The sequence below is a fragment of the Ruegeria sp. YTSC325 genome (assembly GCF_059609525.1).
The window spans coordinates 21,761-35,792 of record NZ_JBXWLY010000019.1 but is presented as its reverse complement, the minus strand read 5'-3'; the positions used below and the strand labels follow the sequence as shown (position 1 = coordinate 35,792).

The window sequence follows — 14,032 nt, the reverse complement described above, 5'->3', positions numbered from 1 at the left end:
GGTGGGTTCAACAGAGTGCAGCCCCAAAGGTCAAGCGGATTCGCCCGTCAAACCGTCGCGGATTGGGTTTTTCATGCGGAATTGGCCGATCAAGAGCCAGTTTGCCGCCCTATCTTGGGAACTCCATTCACCTTGTTCTGATGCGCTGCGATCCAGTCCAGCGTTTTTTCGAATGGCATGGGTTTTCCGATCCCAAAATCCTGAACGTGATCGCATCCCAACTGGGCCATCAATGCATGCTCTCCCGGAGTTTCCACGCCTTCAGCCAGAGTTTCCAAATTCAGCCGTTCCGCCATTGTGAGAATGGCACTGACCATTTGCTGCTGGCTGGCGTCCTTGTCCGCCTTTGTCACGAAAGAACGATCAATCTTGATGCGCGAGACGTCAAAACGTTTGATCGACGCGATCGAGGCATGACCTGTACCGAAATCGTCAAGGTCAATGCAACAGCCCAGCTTTGACATACTTGTCACGTTGCGGGTGATCACGTCATCCGGTCTGCGAGAAAACACTGTCTCAAGCACTTCGACGGCCAATCTGTCCGGGGTCAGATCATTCTGATCCAATTCCCATTTTAGCCGATCAATGAGTGTAGGATCCCGCAACTCGTCCGATGAAAAGTTGATCCCGATCCGCGGCACTATAACCCCGGCGCGATCCCATTTTTGCATCGCTGTGAACGCGTGGTGGCGCATTGCCTGACCAAACCGCTCCATCAGCTCGGCCTGCTCAGCGAAGGGCAGGAAGATATTCGGACCCAGCACGCCCTTTTGCGGATGCTCCCACCGGGCCAGCGCCTCGAATCCGGTCACGCGTCCCGTATCGGTCGAGACTTGCGGTTGGAACCATGGGCGGATTTCTCCGCTGTCCAGAGCCGCGTCGAACTCTTTACGTAAATTTGCACGAATGCGCGATCGACGACGCGTTTCGTTGGAATAAGCGCGTATGGTCGAGGGCCCATTTCTTTGCGCCTCTTCCAGCGCGGATGAGGCTGCGTCGATCCAAGTTTCGAATCCGTCGTCGCGTGAAGAGGTTAGCAAGCTGAACCCGATCGAGCATGAGACGTAGATTCCAGAACCATTGAGGGTCAAGGGCTCTTCAATGGCAGATTGGATACGACCGGACATCTGAATGCAAGCCTCAAGGTCAAGGTGCTTTGATGGCCGCAAGCCAATGGCAATCTTGTGCGGGTCCAGCTGCGTGGCAATATCCTGCGCGCGGATAGCAGATAAAACGCGGGCACAGAATTGTTCTGCCATATGGTTGGCCGCCGCATTCCCGTGCAGATCAATAAACTCGTCGAAGTTGTCCAAAGCGACGATCAGGCAGGCGGATTCTTCGCGGATATTGCGCGCCGTTTGATAGAACCCCTCGATTTCCGAGGCGAAACTGCCGATAGATTTAAGGCCGTTGGCTTCGCTTCGGTCTGCGTGTGACTTAGCAGTATCTGCAGCCGTCAGGATGATTGCTACTAGAACCGGTAGGGACAGGGCCACGATGACCAGGGCGCGTTCCCCGCCGATCCAGAAGGCAGCGAGGCTGATCGCAGGGATGAAAGCCAAGGCCTGAGGGCCGCTGAGTACGGTTGTCAGGACATTCAGAACTCTGCTGACAGAGATATTTTTCCACATCAGATTACGGGCCTTTTTCTTGGGCGTCGCACGCTGTGGTCAACCCTAGAAAAGCAATCTGAGTCAGACGTTAACGCAGATGTGGAATTTCGTCAGCAATTTTGCCTTTTTCGCCGGGTTCTAAAGAAAGCCCTGCGAAATCAAACAATTTTGGGTCCAAAAGATGAGACGGCCGCGCGTTTGTCAGAGCGCGGAACATCACTTGTCGCCGACCGGGGCTGTTCTTTTCCCACTGGTCGAGAATCTGTTTCACCTGCTGACGCTGCAACCCGTCCTGACTGCCGCACAGATCGCAGGGGATGATTGGGTAGCTCATTGCGTTGGCGAATTTCTCGCAATCGGCTTCGGCCACATGGGCCAGCGGGCGGAACACGAACAGGTCGCCTTCTTCATTCACCAGTTTCGGAGGCATCGTGGCCAGACGTCCGCCGTGGAACAGGTTCATGAAGAACGTCTCGAGGATGTCGTCGCGGTGGTGCCCCAAAACGACGGCGGAACAGCCTTCCTCACGCGCAATACGATAGAGATTGCCACGGCGCAGACGCGAGCAAAGTGCACAATAGGTGCGACCCTGTGGTACTTTGTCCATCACGACAGAATAGGTGTCTTGATATTCGATCCGGTGGGGTACGCCCATCCGTTCCAGAAACTCGGGTAGGACAGTGGCGGGAAAACCGGGTTGCCCCTGATCCAGATTGCAGGCCAGCAGATCGACGGGCAGAAGACCGCGCCATTTCAGCTCATACAGCACTGCCAGCAGGGTATAACTGTCCTTGCCGCCTGACAGGCAGACCAACCAACGCGGAGGTTTGCCAACTTTGTCATGGGCCGACGGGTCCACTATCCCGTATTGCTCGATGGCTTCGCGGGTTTGGCGCACGATGCGCTTGCGCAGCTTCTTGAACTCGGTGGTCGAGGGCGCGCCGGCAAAGAGCGGGTGGATATCGTCAGCTTCGTCAAACATGCGCAGCCCCTACAATAGTTGGCGCAACCGGGCAAGGGTGACGCTTAGCCCAGCCGTGCGAGCAAGGCATCTGTGTCTAGCCCCCGGACCGATCCGGGGATGCGACCGCTGTCACCTGTCAGGCGCGTCACGATGAACCCGTCGGCCACGGCGGATGGGGCGTTGCGCAACAGTAGCGAAGCCGTCAGCAGCAGAGCGGTGCGTTCAGCAAACCAGCGCGCCTCGGGTTCAGAGGGCAGGCCGGGCCATTGGTCACGATAGGTTTGCAAGGCCGCGTCATAGGCGCGGTCTGCGCCGCGCGCGGTCTCCAGTTCGGCCTGCAAAACCTCGGCGGCCAAAGGCTCACGCGCCAGCGTTCGCAGGATATCAAGGCAGATCACATTGCCCGATCCCTCCCAGATGCCATTCAGGGGTGCCTCGCGGTAGAGAAGGGGAAGGGGCGTATCTTCGACGTACCCCATGCCGCCCAGAACCTCCATCGCTTCGACTACGACCACGGGGCAGCGTTTGTTGTTGAGGAACTTGGCCAGCGCCACGCCGATACGGGCAAAGGCGCGGTCCTTGGGGGTTTGCCCGTCAAAAGCCTGCGCAACGCGCATCCCGAGGGTCAGCGCGCCCTCCCAATCCAGAATCAGATCACTCAGCACGGCGTGCATCAGAGGTTGGTCGATCAGGCGGCGCTGAAAGGCGCTGCGGTGACTGACCCAGTGATGCGCCGAGGACAGGGCCGCGCGCATCAGCCCGGCGGGGGCCATCGCGGTATCAAGCCGTGTGTGATGCACCATCTCAAGGATCGTGCGAATGCCCGCGCCTTCGTCGCCCAGTTGATGGGCCAGAGCGTCGTGATATTCGATCTCGGCCGAGGCGTTGGCACGATTGCCCAGCTTGTCTTTCAGGCGCATCAGATGGATGGCGTTGCGCTCGCCCTCCAGCCAGCGTGGCACAAGGAAACAAGTCAGCCCGCCCGGGGCCTGCGCCAGCGTCAGGAACCCGTCCGACATCGGGGCCGAGCAGAACCATTTATGCCCGTGCAACCGCCAATGATCACCGTCCCGCGTGGCGGTGGTGGTATTGGCGCGGATGTCTGAGCCTCCCTGTTTCTCGGTCATCGCCATGCCCAGCGTGGCGCTGTGCTTGTGCGCTATGGGCTGGATAGCGGGATCGTAAGTATGCGCGGTCAGATTAGGCACCCAGCACTGGGCAATATTGGCGTCGGCTTTTAACACAGGCACCGCCGCATAGGTCATTGTCAGAGGGCAGCAGTGGCCGGGCTCGATCTGGCTGGCCATATAGACCATTGCAGCATGGGTTGCATGACCGCCGGGCTGACTATCCCACGGCAGCGCGGCGTATCCGGCGCTTTGGCTCAGCTGTATCAACTGGTGATAGGCGGGGTGAAACCGCACTTCGTCCAACCGCCGCCCTCCGGTATCGAACAGGCGTAGTTCCGGGGCATTCCGGTTCGCATCGCGCGCGGCCTCTTGGGTTTGGGCTGTTCCCAGAGCACGCCCATAGGCCGCCAGCGGGTCAACGCGCCCCTTCGCGCGGTTCACGCACCCTTGCAGTACCGGGTCCGAAGTCCAGAGGTCGATATCGCCGCGCTCGGGCGGTTGGTTCAGAACGTCATGTGTCGGCAGGGTGTCGCGGGCGCGTGTGGTCATGGGCCGAGTGTCAGGCCGGGGTCGCGCGCGGTCAACCCTCGTCGGTATCGTCGGGCACCGGGTCATAGCCCGTGCCACCCCACGGATGGCATCGGCCAATACGGCGCGCGGTCAGCCATGCGCCCTTGATGGCGCCGTGCTTTTCCAACGCCTCCAACGCATAGGCAGAACAGGTGGGTTGATAGCGGCAATTATGCCCGACCCAAGGGCTGAAGATCAGACGGTATGCCTTGACGGGCAGGGCAAAGACACGCGCCAGCAGGGTCATTTCCGTTCACTATGGATTTTGCGCAGCGCATAGCGCAGATCGCCCAGCAGCGCCTCAAAGGCGCGATCCGCCGTGACCTCGGCCCGGCCAATCAGGACGTAATCCCAGCCGTCGTGACCCCGAACCGGCAGAACGGCGCGCGCAGCCTCGCGCAGACGGCGTTTGGCGCGATTGCGGGCGACGGCATTTCCGACTTTCTTAGAACAGGTAAAGCCCACGCGAATCCCCGATGCTTCGTCCGGGGCGCGTTTACGGGCCTGCACCATCATCGACGACGTCCCCTGCCGCCGCGCGCGGGCGGCCTGCAGGAAATCGGATCGCTTTTTGAGGATGATCAAAGGTTCAGACACACAAACGGACGCCGCCGGAGGCTTGCTGGGTTGGTGTGAACCATCCTCAGGGGCCTCCGGCGGCGTCATGTTCATAACCTGAAGGGTCGAGCGGCTTACGCGCTCAACGACTTGCGGCCGCGTGCGCGACGTGCGTTCAGGATTTTGCGGCCGGCCTTGGTGGCCATGCGCGCGCGGAAACCGTGGCGGCGTTTGCGAACCAGGTTCGAAGGCTGATAGGTGCGTTTCATCGCTCCGTCTCCAATCTATAGCGGTCGGGTGCGGCGTAGATTCGCCTTGCCCTAGTGTTCGAAGCCCGTCCTCTACTGGGTGGCGGGGGGTAAGTCAAACCCCTAGGTGGGGGTTTTGCCGCCTTTTGCAACAATTCTGTAACCGCCACAGTTGAAAAGTTTCAATTTGACGGTTTTGCCGCCTGAAACCCTCACATTCCCTACCTAAAACATCAAGGCGGCGTGAGGCCCCTGTTGCAGCGCTGCGCGACGTCGCATGTTGAGCGTAGATGAAACGCACAAAACCGGACACAGACATGAGCGATACAACTCAGGCCCCCCGTAGCGGGCTTGCGCGCCATATTCCATTGTTGGTGATTCTTGCCGTAGCCGTGGCGGGGTTCTTCACTTTGGGCGACTACCTGACCTTTGAGACCCTGCGCGACAATCGCGAATCCCTGCTGGCGTGGCGGGATGCGAATTATTGGGCCATGGCAGGTGCATTCGTGGCGATCTATATCGTGATCGTAGCATTCTCATTGCCCGGTGCCGCCGTGGCTTCGATGACAGGCGGGTTCCTGTTTGGCCTGTTTGCGGGTACCGTGTTCAACGTTTTCGCGGCCACCATCGGCGCATCGGCGATCTTTCTGGCGGCGCGCTGGGGGTTAGGAGAGTCTCTGACAGCGAAACTGGAATCCTCGGAAGGAACGGTCAAAAAGCTGAAGGACGGGCTTCGCGAGAACGAAATCTCGGTCCTGTTCCTGTTGCGCCTTGTACCGGTGGTGCCTTTCTTTGTTGCAAATCTGGTGCCGGCACTGGTGGGGGTGAAGTTCCGTAACTTCCTGTTTACCACCGCGCTGGGCATTATTCCGGGCGGCATCGTCTATACTTGGATCGGCGTTGGCCTGGGTGGTGTGTTCGATCGGGGCGAAACACCGGATGTGTCCTTGTTGTGGGAGCCGTTCGTGATTGGGCCTATCATTGGCTTGTGTGTACTGGCGGCATTGCCCATCGTTATCAAAGCTGTGCGCGGCAAAAAGGACGCCTGATCTTATGCAAGAATTGAAGACGGATATCCTGGTGATCGGCGCCGGGTCGGGTGGCCTGTCGGTTGCGGCCGGGGCCAGCCAGATGGGCGCGGATGTGATCCTGCTGGAGGGTCACAAGATGGGTGGAGACTGCCTGAACTTTGGTTGCGTGCCTTCGAAGGCGCTGATCGCCAGCGGTAAGGCGGCTTATGGGCAGGCGCATTCATCCGCGCTGGGCGTGGCCGATGTGGTGCCGCAGGTGGACTATGCCGCCGCCAAGGATCACGTGCATGATGTGATCGCGCAGATTGAGCCGATGGACAGTCAGGAACGGTTCGAAGGTTTCGGCGTCAAAGTGATCCGCGAATATGGTCACTTCGTGTCGCCCACGCAGGTGCAGGCCGGCGATCATCTGATCACCGCGCGCCGGGTGGTGATTGCGACCGGCTCGTCGCCGTTGGTGCCGCCGATCCCCGGTTTGGATCAGGTGCCCTATTATACCAACGAGACGATCTTCGATCTGCGCGACAAACCCGAGCATCTGCTGATCATCGGCGGCGGCCCGATCGGGATGGAGATGGCGCAGGCCCATATCCGTCTGGGCTGCAAAGTCACCGTGATCGAGGGGATGCAGGCGCTGGGCAAGGACGACCGCGAGGCGGCAGAGATCGTGCTGGACTCGTTGCGCGTCGAAGGTGTCGAGATTCACGAGCAAGCCATGGTCGCACAGATTCGCGGCGCGGACGGCAAGGTCGAGGTTGTGACCGAGACCGGCCAGATCTACTCGGGCTCGCACCTGTTGTTGGCCGCGGGGCGCAAAGCCAATACTGACCGGCTGAACCTTGAGGCGGCGGGGATCGAACCTACGCGCACCGGTATCAAGGTGGAGGACGCGCTGCGCACCACAAATAAGAAAGTCTATGCCATCGGCGATGTGGCGGGCGGACTGCAATTCACTCATGTCGCGGGCTATCACGCGGGCATCATCATCCGGTCTGCGCTGTTTGGTCTGCCCTCCAAGGCGAAAACCGCGCATATACCATGGGCCACCTATACCGACCCCGAACTGGCGCAGGTTGGTCTGACCGAGGCGCAGGCACGCGCGCAGCACGGCGACAAGGTGGAAATCGCGCGCTTTGATTATCACCACAACGACCGCGCCATATCTGAGCGCAAGACGAAAGGCTTCATTAAGGTCATGGTTGTAAAAGGGCGCCCCGTGGGTGCGACAATCGTGGGCCATCAGGCGGGTGAATTGATCAACTTGTGGTCTTTGGCATTGGTTAATAACCTCAAGATGGGACAGATAGCCGCGATGGTTTCGCCCTATCCGACGATCGGAGAGCTTAACAAACGCGTGGCAGGTGCCTATTTCTCGCCAAGGCTGTTTGAGAATCAGACAGTTAAACGAGTGGTCAGGTTCGTCCAGCGCTGGATGCCCTGACCGGGAGGAGAGTGCAAAGTGAACTCGCTGTCGGGCCGATTTCTGATCCTGACCACGGTCTTCGTCATGTTGGCCGAGATCCTGATCTTTGTCCCCTCGATTGCACGGTTTCGCGAGGACTTTCTGCTCAACCGGCTTGAACGCGCCCAAATTGCGTCGCTGGCGCTGCTGGCAGATGACATGCTAGCCGATGATCTTGAGGCCGAACTGCTGGCCAATGCGGGCGTCTATAACGTCGTACTGCGGCGCGATGAGGTGCGGCAACTGATGCTGTCCTCGCCAATCCCCCAACAGATCATCAAGACATTTGATCTGCGTGACGCGACCCCCTGGGTTTTGATCCGCGACGCCGTGGCGCGCCTGTTCACGCCGGAAAACGAGATCATCCGAGTGATCGGAGAACCTGTCAAAGGGGCGGGTTTGTTGATCGAGGTGACCACTGACAGCAAGCCGTTACACATGGCGATGACGGATTACGGCCTGCGGATACTTGGCCTGTCCTTTGTAATCTCAATCATTACTGCGTTTTTCTTGTTCCTTGCCGTGCGGGTGGTTCTGGTTCGTCCGATTAAGGGCGTCGTCGGATACATGCAGCGCTACGCGGGTGCGCCCGAAGACGCGCGGGGGATCATTTCCCCCAACTCCAAGGTAACCGAGCTGCGCGAGGCGGAAGAGGCGCTGCAACAGTTGCAGACCGAACTGACACAGGCCCTGAAGCAACGCGAGCGCCTTGCTCAACTTGGTGGTGCGGTGGCCAAAGTCAGCCACGACCTGCGGAATATCCTGACGTCGGCTCAGCTGTTCACGGACAGGATCGAATCCAGTGATGACCCACTTGTGCGCCGTATGGCTCCTAAACTGGTGAATTCGATTACCCGTGCTGTCTCTCTCTGTGAAGGGACGCTCGCGTTTGGCCGGGCTGAGGAACCTGCGCCGACTTTGACGATGGTCCCCCTGCATACTATCGCCGATGACGTCGTAGCCAGCGAACAGTTGGCTGTGGCGGACGCTTGCGTTGAGATCCGAAACGATTTGCCTGAAGATTTGGTTGCGCGAGCAGACCCAGAACAGATTTTCCGAGTTATCATGAACCTAGTCCGAAATGCCCGTCAGGCACTTGTGGCGTCGGGCAAGCCCGGGAAAATCACGATTTCGGGCTGTGAGTATGAGAGCAGCTGGTGCGTCGAGGTCAAAGATACCGGTCCCGGTCTTCCGCCCAAGGCCCGTGAAAACCTGTTTACACCATTTCAGGGGGGCGTGCGCAAAGGAGGATCGGGGCTTGGTCTGGCGATTTCGCAGGAGCTGGTGCGCGGACACGGTGGAGATCTGCTGTTATCCGAAACCGGACCGATGGGAACGACCTTTGAAATCCGTCTCCCACGGGGCGACGTGACTTTTTGATTTTTTTTTGCAGAATCGGCTTGCACGTATCTAACGCCGGGTCTAAACACCGCCTCACCAACGCGGACCGATAGCTCAGCTGGATAGAGTACTTGACTACGAATCAAGGGGTCGGGGGTTCGAATCCTCCTCGGTCCGCCATTTGGTACTGAAAACATTGACGAAATTCCGATCAACGTTTTCCTGCCCCTGATCTGCCACTAAATTCGAAACGCTTGCCGGTTTACCCCTGCGATGCCGAGTGAGTCCGAATGTCGCACCCCACCCCCCGGCCTCACCCGGACGCCGCACGGTTTTGTTTATACCCCACGCATACCAAGCGCGGGGTATCTGGACTTTTTGACTGATAGGTCAGGTGAGATATGGCCACTCCCGCGCGGCTACAAACTCGTTACGCCGAGAGTACATCAGCTGCTTGGCCATTTGGCGCACTTAGCACGAAAGACCGCTTTGAAGTCCACGCAGACACCCGATCCATTCCGATGATTATCCGCAATGCGGGACAAATCCGCCACTCCGTTCGCCGAGGACATGGCGGCAATCAGCAAACCGGACATTCAATCCAAGACTTTGCTATTCCGGCCTTGCGGACAAACGTAACCTTGGCAAATGTCTGCTCTTAAATGAGTTGTTGCTTTCTTAACCTTTGCCCTGTAGGTGAGTCGCAACGCCGCGTGTGGATGACCAAATCAGCGGCAAAGTATTCTCGCCCGTGATTCCCAGATCGTTGTCTTGAATAGCTCCTTGAGAGCAACGAAACGACGGCGGCTATTTCATACGAGCTTCCCAGTAGATTAGAGAGACCAAGTGCCGATAGCGGTGAACCGCGTTTATGGCACGAGACCAAACGCTTTTGACGACATTTGACACCCTCGGCCTTGCCGAGCCCATCCTGAAGGCCATCAAGGCTCAAGGATATTCGACCCCTACGCCCATTCAGGCCAAGGTCATTCCGCTGCTGCAATCTGAGCGCGACGTGATCGGCATTGCCCAGACCGGCACAGGAAAAACCGCCTCATTTGTATTGCCACTGTTGCATCGGATTGAGCGTGAGAGATCAAAACCCGCTCCGAAACAGTGCACGACATTGATCCTGACGCCGACGCGCGAGCTTGCGGCGCAGATCGTGGACAACATCCGCGCTTACAGCAAGTTCAGCCAGATCACGGCGACACTTGTTGTCGGTGGCGTACGCCCCGGCGGGCAGATCAAGGCTCTCAGCGGCGGTGTGGACATTGTGGTGGCAACACCCGGACGCCTGCTCGACCACCTTGGCACAGGCGTTATCAACCTGTCCGCAACCAAAGCCATTGTGGTGGATGAGGCTGATCAGATGCTGGATCTGGGCTTTCTGCCCAGCATTCGCAAGATCATGGCAAAACTGCCCGAGGCTCGCCTGACGGCACTGCTTTCGGCAACAATGCCGGGGCAGATCAGAAAACTCGCTGATGACTTCCTGAACGATCCGGCAGAGGTTCAGGTGGCGACTGTTTCAAAGCCGATTGAACGGATCGCGCAGAGCGTCCGGCATGTGGCCAAGCAGGACAAACGCCGTGTATTGGCAGACATTCTGTCGGACAAGGACGTGCATCGCGCCGTTGTTTTCACGCGCACCAAACGCGGGGCTGACAACGTCTGCAAGTATTTGTTTGCCGCCGGGATCAACTCAGCATCCATTCACGGGAACAAAAGCCAGCCTCAGCGCGAACGCGCCATGGCGGGGTTCCGGACAGGGGCGACCACCGTCCTTGTGGCAACCGATATTGCGGCACGGGGCATCGACTTCGACGATGTGTCTCATGTGGTGAATTATGAGCTTCCGAATGTGCCGGAATCCTACGTGCATCGCATCGGCAGGACCGCTCGCGCAGGCAGAACCGGCACCGCAATTTCACTGTGTGATCGCGAAGAGATGCCCCTCCTGCGGGATATCGAAAAGCTGATCGGCAACAGGCTGCCAAATGGCGATGAAACGCAAGCCGAGCCTGCGAAACGCAGTCGGGTTGCACAACCGCAAATGCCCTGTGCTGCCAAAATTGCGCCGTCGCCAAAACCGCGAACGGTTGGTCACGCAACGCGTCAGCGGAACGGGCACCAAAAACACAAGATCGACCCCGCCCAAGCGCAGGACGGTCTTATGCGAATGCTCTCCAATATTGGTGAGTTCACCCAACCTGCTGCCTAACGCAGCAAACAGCCCCGGCCAATCCCGGCGGGCGCACATGTCATTGAAAGGATAATCTCATGACGACCGGAACAGTAAAATGGTTCAACGAAACTAAAGGCTACGGCTTCATCGAATTGGATAACGGTAGCGGCGACGCATTCGTGCACATCAGCGCGGTTCAGCGCTCCGGCCTCGACAGCCTGAAAGAAGGCGCAAAGGTCGGCTTCGATCTGAAAGAAGACCGGATGCGCGGCAAGACGTCCGCCGAAAATCTGCAATTGCAGTAAATTGCTTTTAAGCAACTCCACTCAGCGGCCATATTGGCCGCTGAGTGGTAGATCCTGAAATCGCAAACACTGTCTTTCGCTGCTTTTCGAAGCAATGGCGCGATTGGATCTGTGTTTCCTACCCCCCTTTAGTGAACTTCATTGCAGTGGATATCTCCACCCACCCCGCAGCGAAGACAATGATGAAAGGGGTAGGTCGATGCCCAGCGAACGCGCCACTTGTGCCCAAATATCCTGCAAAAAATCCGCTTCATACCGTCACCCTTTTTGATCATCTTCAAATTCCTGCAATACTTTTTTACCCAACGCGGTGATGCGGTATGTTGTACCTTGTCCGGATTTTGGTGAATCTCGCGTAGCCAGTCCTTCCGAAACTAAGCGTTCGAGCTGAAATGTAACTCGGTCTTCGACATCGCCACTGACCAGCGACAACGTGTGTCCGCCTGATATAACCAGGGTTTTCAGAGCGGTAATGTCACTACGCGATCTCATGGCAACGCCTCTCCTTGACTGCGCTTTCGGGGTGGCTATCCGCCGATACGAACCCCTGCGACTTCACAACAACTACACTATACGGAGATGCGTAGAACGGTGCAGAGAATTTGTTAGGTCGGCTTGCATCTGCGGAATTCACACGAACTCCAACATCCATTCCGAGCAAACAAAGTTCAATGGCCGAAATGCACCGATTGCTCCGGTTAGAACACCGCGCGGCATTGGTCAAAAAGGGCTCCCTGCCGACATCAGAGGCAACGCAGTATCAGCTGTCGCATGGCGAGAGGATACATCACGGACGGCCCAAAGGAGACATCCAGTGCACCCCTCGGATGCTGCTGCTGCCTGCGTTCCTGCCGTTCGCTGCGCAAGCGAAATCTGGGCTTTGGTGAACTCACGGTAAGCTGGCTTTGCCGTCTTTCGATCTGGAGCCTTCGCTAAAGCAGCACTTGCTCGCGGTCGCGGCATACTTATTGTTGCGTCGCGGCAAGTGTCACCAATCAGGTCATTCGCAGCCGTTGTATTTGCGTTAACGGGAACCGTACCTTCGCCGCGGCTCGGTCGGACGAGCAAGACGCGGGATATGGCAAGTATTGAAACATTGGTTTTTGCTTCGTGTTTGAACTGATTAGAAACGAGACGCCAATTTTGTGTCTTCTTGCTGTTAAGCTTTTTTGACGAGCATAATCTTGTTTTTCCGATACGGGACTTTACGCTACTGCCGAACCCGATAGCCGGAAGCAATGATCCGGTTAATGAGAAAGGCGACGGCCTGGTGCATATCCTTTTCATCGTTATTGCCGACCGCTGTTTCGTGGGCAGCAGCTGCGTCACGCAGAACTCCCACAATTTCATGTTCGGGCAGGAGCTCACGATCTTTGATTGCAAGCAAAAGCGCTTCACAAATTGAGAGTGCGGCCATTCCAGAGAGGTCTTGCCGGTCAGCCATGGTAGACGTCCTTTTTTAACAGGCGTCCAAGCAAGGAAGCGCCACAATGAATTGCATCATACTGGCATAGATTGCTGTATACTTAACTGATCGAAAGCAGTCTTGGCGTCGGATAGTTTCGCGGGCTGCTCATCGATGAAGGAAGAACACTTGCGCACTATCAAAAACAGTCCACTCACCCGAAAGCTTTCAAACTTCGTCGCTCTTACTGAGGTTGAACTTGCGGCATTGGCACGCCTGCACAAGCGTCGCAGAACCTTTGAAGCCGGACGTGACCTTGTGCATCAAGGGCAATCAGAGCAGGCTGCCTACATTCTGGCCTCGGGCTGGGTTTGTTCCTACAAAACCCAGACTGACGGGTCGCGTCAGATCGTCGATTTCCAAATACCGGGTGACTTTCTGGGCTTGCGAAGCGTTCTGCTGCACACCTCGGATCACAGCATAGAACCAATCATGGAAATCCAAGCCATTGAAGTAGTAGTGGATGATCTCCTGGACGCATTTGCGCAAACGCCCCGGCTGGCGACAGCAATTCTTTGGGCGGTCTCTCGAGATGAAGCGATGGTGGTTGAGCACCTGGTCAACATAGGACGGCGAGATGCGGGTGAGCGCATGGCGCATTTTCTATTGGAACTTGGTGTGAGGCTGTCTCAGGTCGGGATGGCAAGCAAGACGGGATACGCCTGCCCACTGACACAATACCACCTTGCCGATGCACTGGGACTGAGTGCCGTACATGTTAATCGTGTCCTACGGCAACTGCGGGAGAAGGGGCTGGTTACTTTTCAATCCGGGCAAGTGGTATTTGATGATTATGAAGGACTGGTGACGTTGGCCGGTTTTGACCCCACTTATCTGGATCAGGCCGGGCCACTGTTGAAGCAATAAGTTCACCCCTACAGCGATGCCGGGATTTTGATGATCGTTGCCTGTTAGAGACGGAATTCGCTTCGGCAGATTTGGGATTTCACTGAAAAAGAAGCGCAAGATAAATACAGTCCGATTGCGGTACTGGATTTCCTGCGCTTCTCAATTACTCGTTAAGAACACGCCAGCAAATATCCCGCCAACACACATCACGTTGCCGGAATCCAAACATCGTTGCACTGACGCAGGTTAGTCAATTTTTGGCAGTGTGCCTGATTCTCGGGCACCAAATGCATTTGAGATTCCAATAA

The 14,032-nt window shown here is 57.3% G+C and carries 15 protein-coding genes and 1 tRNA gene; 7 read left to right on the top strand and 9 right to left on the bottom strand.

The annotated features are described in order from the left end of the window. Positions 1 to 89 precede the first annotated feature (89 nt). The 6 genes from AC2FF7_RS20165 to rpmH form a co-directional block, all read right to left on the bottom strand. Complete coding sequence (locus tag AC2FF7_RS20165; RefSeq protein ID WP_496906233.1) at positions 90 to 1,631, bottom strand: putative bifunctional diguanylate cyclase/phosphodiesterase; 1,542 nt, start codon at positions 1,629 to 1,631, stop codon at positions 90 to 92. Positions 1,632 to 1,701: 70 nt separating this feature from the next. Beyond that, on the bottom strand, positions 1,702 to 2,595 hold the full coding sequence (ttcA, locus tag AC2FF7_RS20160; RefSeq protein WP_496906232.1) for a tRNA 2-thiocytidine(32) synthetase TtcA: 894 nt from the start codon (positions 2,593 to 2,595) through the stop codon (positions 1,702 to 1,704). Between the two features lie 44 nt (positions 2,596 to 2,639). Continuing rightward, the gene (locus tag AC2FF7_RS20155; RefSeq protein ID WP_480870065.1) at positions 2,640 to 4,256 is read right to left on the bottom strand and encodes an acyl-CoA dehydrogenase family protein; all 1,617 of its coding nucleotides are present in this window, start codon (positions 4,254 to 4,256) and stop codon (positions 2,640 to 2,642) included. A gap of 31 nt (positions 4,257 to 4,287) precedes the next feature. Beyond that, complete coding sequence (gene yidD / locus AC2FF7_RS20150; RefSeq protein ID WP_170356651.1) at positions 4,288 to 4,524, bottom strand: membrane protein insertion efficiency factor YidD; 237 nt, start codon at positions 4,522 to 4,524, stop codon at positions 4,288 to 4,290. Beyond that, complete coding sequence (rnpA, locus tag AC2FF7_RS20145) at positions 4,521 to 4,943, bottom strand: ribonuclease P protein component (protein ID WP_496906231.1); 423 nt, start codon at positions 4,941 to 4,943, stop codon at positions 4,521 to 4,523. The genes yidD and rnpA overlap by 4 nt, the downstream gene beginning before the upstream one ends. A 26-nt stretch (positions 4,944 to 4,969) precedes the next feature. After that, entirely contained in the window at positions 4,970 to 5,104 is a 135-nt protein-coding gene (gene rpmH, locus AC2FF7_RS20140; RefSeq protein ID WP_005980833.1) for a 50S ribosomal protein L34, read from the bottom strand. A gap of 296 nt (positions 5,105 to 5,400) precedes the next feature. Between rpmH and AC2FF7_RS20135 the strand changes: the two genes are divergently transcribed. From AC2FF7_RS20135 to AC2FF7_RS20110, 6 genes are all read left to right on the top strand, one after another. Beyond that, a complete protein-coding gene (locus tag AC2FF7_RS20135) occupies positions 5,401 to 6,132 on the top strand; it encodes a TVP38/TMEM64 family protein (protein WP_170356702.1) in 732 nt (243 codons plus the stop codon). A gap of 4 nt (positions 6,133 to 6,136) precedes the next feature. After that, positions 6,137 to 7,555 (top strand): dihydrolipoyl dehydrogenase family protein, encoded by a 1,419-nt coding sequence (locus AC2FF7_RS20130; protein WP_480870059.1) that lies wholly within the window; start codon positions 6,137 to 6,139, stop codon positions 7,553 to 7,555. An 18-nt stretch (positions 7,556 to 7,573) separates the two neighbouring features. After that, complete coding sequence (locus AC2FF7_RS20125; RefSeq protein ID WP_480870057.1) at positions 7,574 to 8,956, top strand: sensor histidine kinase; 1,383 nt, start codon at positions 7,574 to 7,576, stop codon at positions 8,954 to 8,956. 64 nt (positions 8,957 to 9,020) lie between these two features. Continuing rightward, positions 9,021 to 9,097: transfer RNA gene (locus tag AC2FF7_RS20120), tRNA-Arg, on the top strand. 691 nt (positions 9,098 to 9,788) lie between these two features. Further along, positions 9,789 to 11,141, top strand: a complete 1,353-nt coding sequence (locus AC2FF7_RS20115; protein ID WP_496906230.1) for a DEAD/DEAH box helicase — start codon at positions 9,789 to 9,791, stop codon at positions 11,139 to 11,141. Between the two features lie 59 nt (positions 11,142 to 11,200). After that, positions 11,201 to 11,410 (top strand): cold-shock protein, encoded by a 210-nt coding sequence (locus tag AC2FF7_RS20110; RefSeq protein ID WP_170329064.1) that lies wholly within the window; start codon positions 11,201 to 11,203, stop codon positions 11,408 to 11,410. Between the two features lie 128 nt (positions 11,411 to 11,538). On the opposite strand, the gene AC2FF7_RS20105 is transcribed toward AC2FF7_RS20110, so the two are convergent. The 3 genes from AC2FF7_RS20105 to AC2FF7_RS20095 form a co-directional block, all read right to left on the bottom strand. Then, positions 11,539 to 11,664, bottom strand: a complete 126-nt coding sequence (locus AC2FF7_RS20105; RefSeq protein WP_170336644.1) for a DUF1660 family phage protein — start codon at positions 11,662 to 11,664, stop codon at positions 11,539 to 11,541. A gap of 4 nt (positions 11,665 to 11,668) precedes the next feature. Next, entirely contained in the window at positions 11,669 to 11,902 is a 234-nt protein-coding gene (locus AC2FF7_RS20100; RefSeq protein ID WP_170329068.1) for a hypothetical protein, read from the bottom strand. 718 nt (positions 11,903 to 12,620) lie between these two features. Then, positions 12,621 to 12,854 (bottom strand): hypothetical protein, encoded by a 234-nt coding sequence (locus tag AC2FF7_RS20095; RefSeq protein WP_496906229.1) that lies wholly within the window; start codon positions 12,852 to 12,854, stop codon positions 12,621 to 12,623. Between the two features lie 135 nt (positions 12,855 to 12,989). Between AC2FF7_RS20095 and AC2FF7_RS20090 the strand changes: the two genes are divergently transcribed. Then, positions 12,990 to 13,742: a Crp/Fnr family transcriptional regulator gene (locus AC2FF7_RS20090; protein WP_171240065.1), complete on the top strand. Its 753-nt coding sequence runs from the start codon at positions 12,990 to 12,992 to the stop codon at positions 13,740 to 13,742. Positions 13,743 to 14,032 lie beyond the last annotated feature (290 nt).

What these genes read in the sequence shown, in the direction of transcription:
- AC2FF7_RS20165 (WP_496906233.1), bottom strand. Translation starts at nt 1,631, where the DNA reads ATGTGGAAAAATATCTCTGTCAGCAGAGTTCTGAATGTCCTGACAACC.
- ttcA (WP_496906232.1), bottom strand. Translation starts at nt 2,595, where the DNA reads ATGTTTGACGAAGCTGACGATATCCACCCGCTCTTTGCCGGCGCGCCC.
- AC2FF7_RS20155 (WP_480870065.1), bottom strand. Translation starts at nt 4,256, where the DNA reads ATGACCACACGCGCCCGCGACACCCTGCCGACACATGACGTTCTGAAC.
- yidD (WP_170356651.1), bottom strand. Translation starts at nt 4,524, where the DNA reads ATGACCCTGCTGGCGCGTGTCTTTGCCCTGCCCGTCAAGGCATACCGT.
- rnpA (WP_496906231.1), bottom strand. Translation starts at nt 4,943, where the DNA reads ATGACGCCGCCGGAGGCCCCTGAGGATGGTTCACACCAACCCAGCAAG.
- rpmH (WP_005980833.1), bottom strand. Translation starts at nt 5,104, where the DNA reads ATGAAACGCACCTATCAGCCTTCGAACCTGGTTCGCAAACGCCGCCAC.
- AC2FF7_RS20135 (WP_170356702.1), top strand. Translation starts at nt 5,401, where the DNA reads ATGAGCGATACAACTCAGGCCCCCCGTAGCGGGCTTGCGCGCCATATT.
- AC2FF7_RS20130 (WP_480870059.1), top strand. Translation starts at nt 6,137, where the DNA reads ATGCAAGAATTGAAGACGGATATCCTGGTGATCGGCGCCGGGTCGGGT.
- AC2FF7_RS20115 (WP_496906230.1), top strand. Translation starts at nt 9,789, where the DNA reads ATGGCACGAGACCAAACGCTTTTGACGACATTTGACACCCTCGGCCTT.
- AC2FF7_RS20110 (WP_170329064.1), top strand. Translation starts at nt 11,201, where the DNA reads ATGACGACCGGAACAGTAAAATGGTTCAACGAAACTAAAGGCTACGGC.
- AC2FF7_RS20105 (WP_170336644.1), bottom strand. Translation starts at nt 11,664, where the DNA reads ATGAAGCGGATTTTTTGCAGGATATTTGGGCACAAGTGGCGCGTTCGC.
- AC2FF7_RS20100 (WP_170329068.1), bottom strand. Translation starts at nt 11,902, where the DNA reads ATGAGATCGCGTAGTGACATTACCGCTCTGAAAACCCTGGTTATATCA.
- AC2FF7_RS20095 (WP_496906229.1), bottom strand. Translation starts at nt 12,854, where the DNA reads ATGGCTGACCGGCAAGACCTCTCTGGAATGGCCGCACTCTCAATTTGT.
- AC2FF7_RS20090 (WP_171240065.1), top strand. Translation starts at nt 12,990, where the DNA reads ATGAAGGAAGAACACTTGCGCACTATCAAAAACAGTCCACTCACCCGA.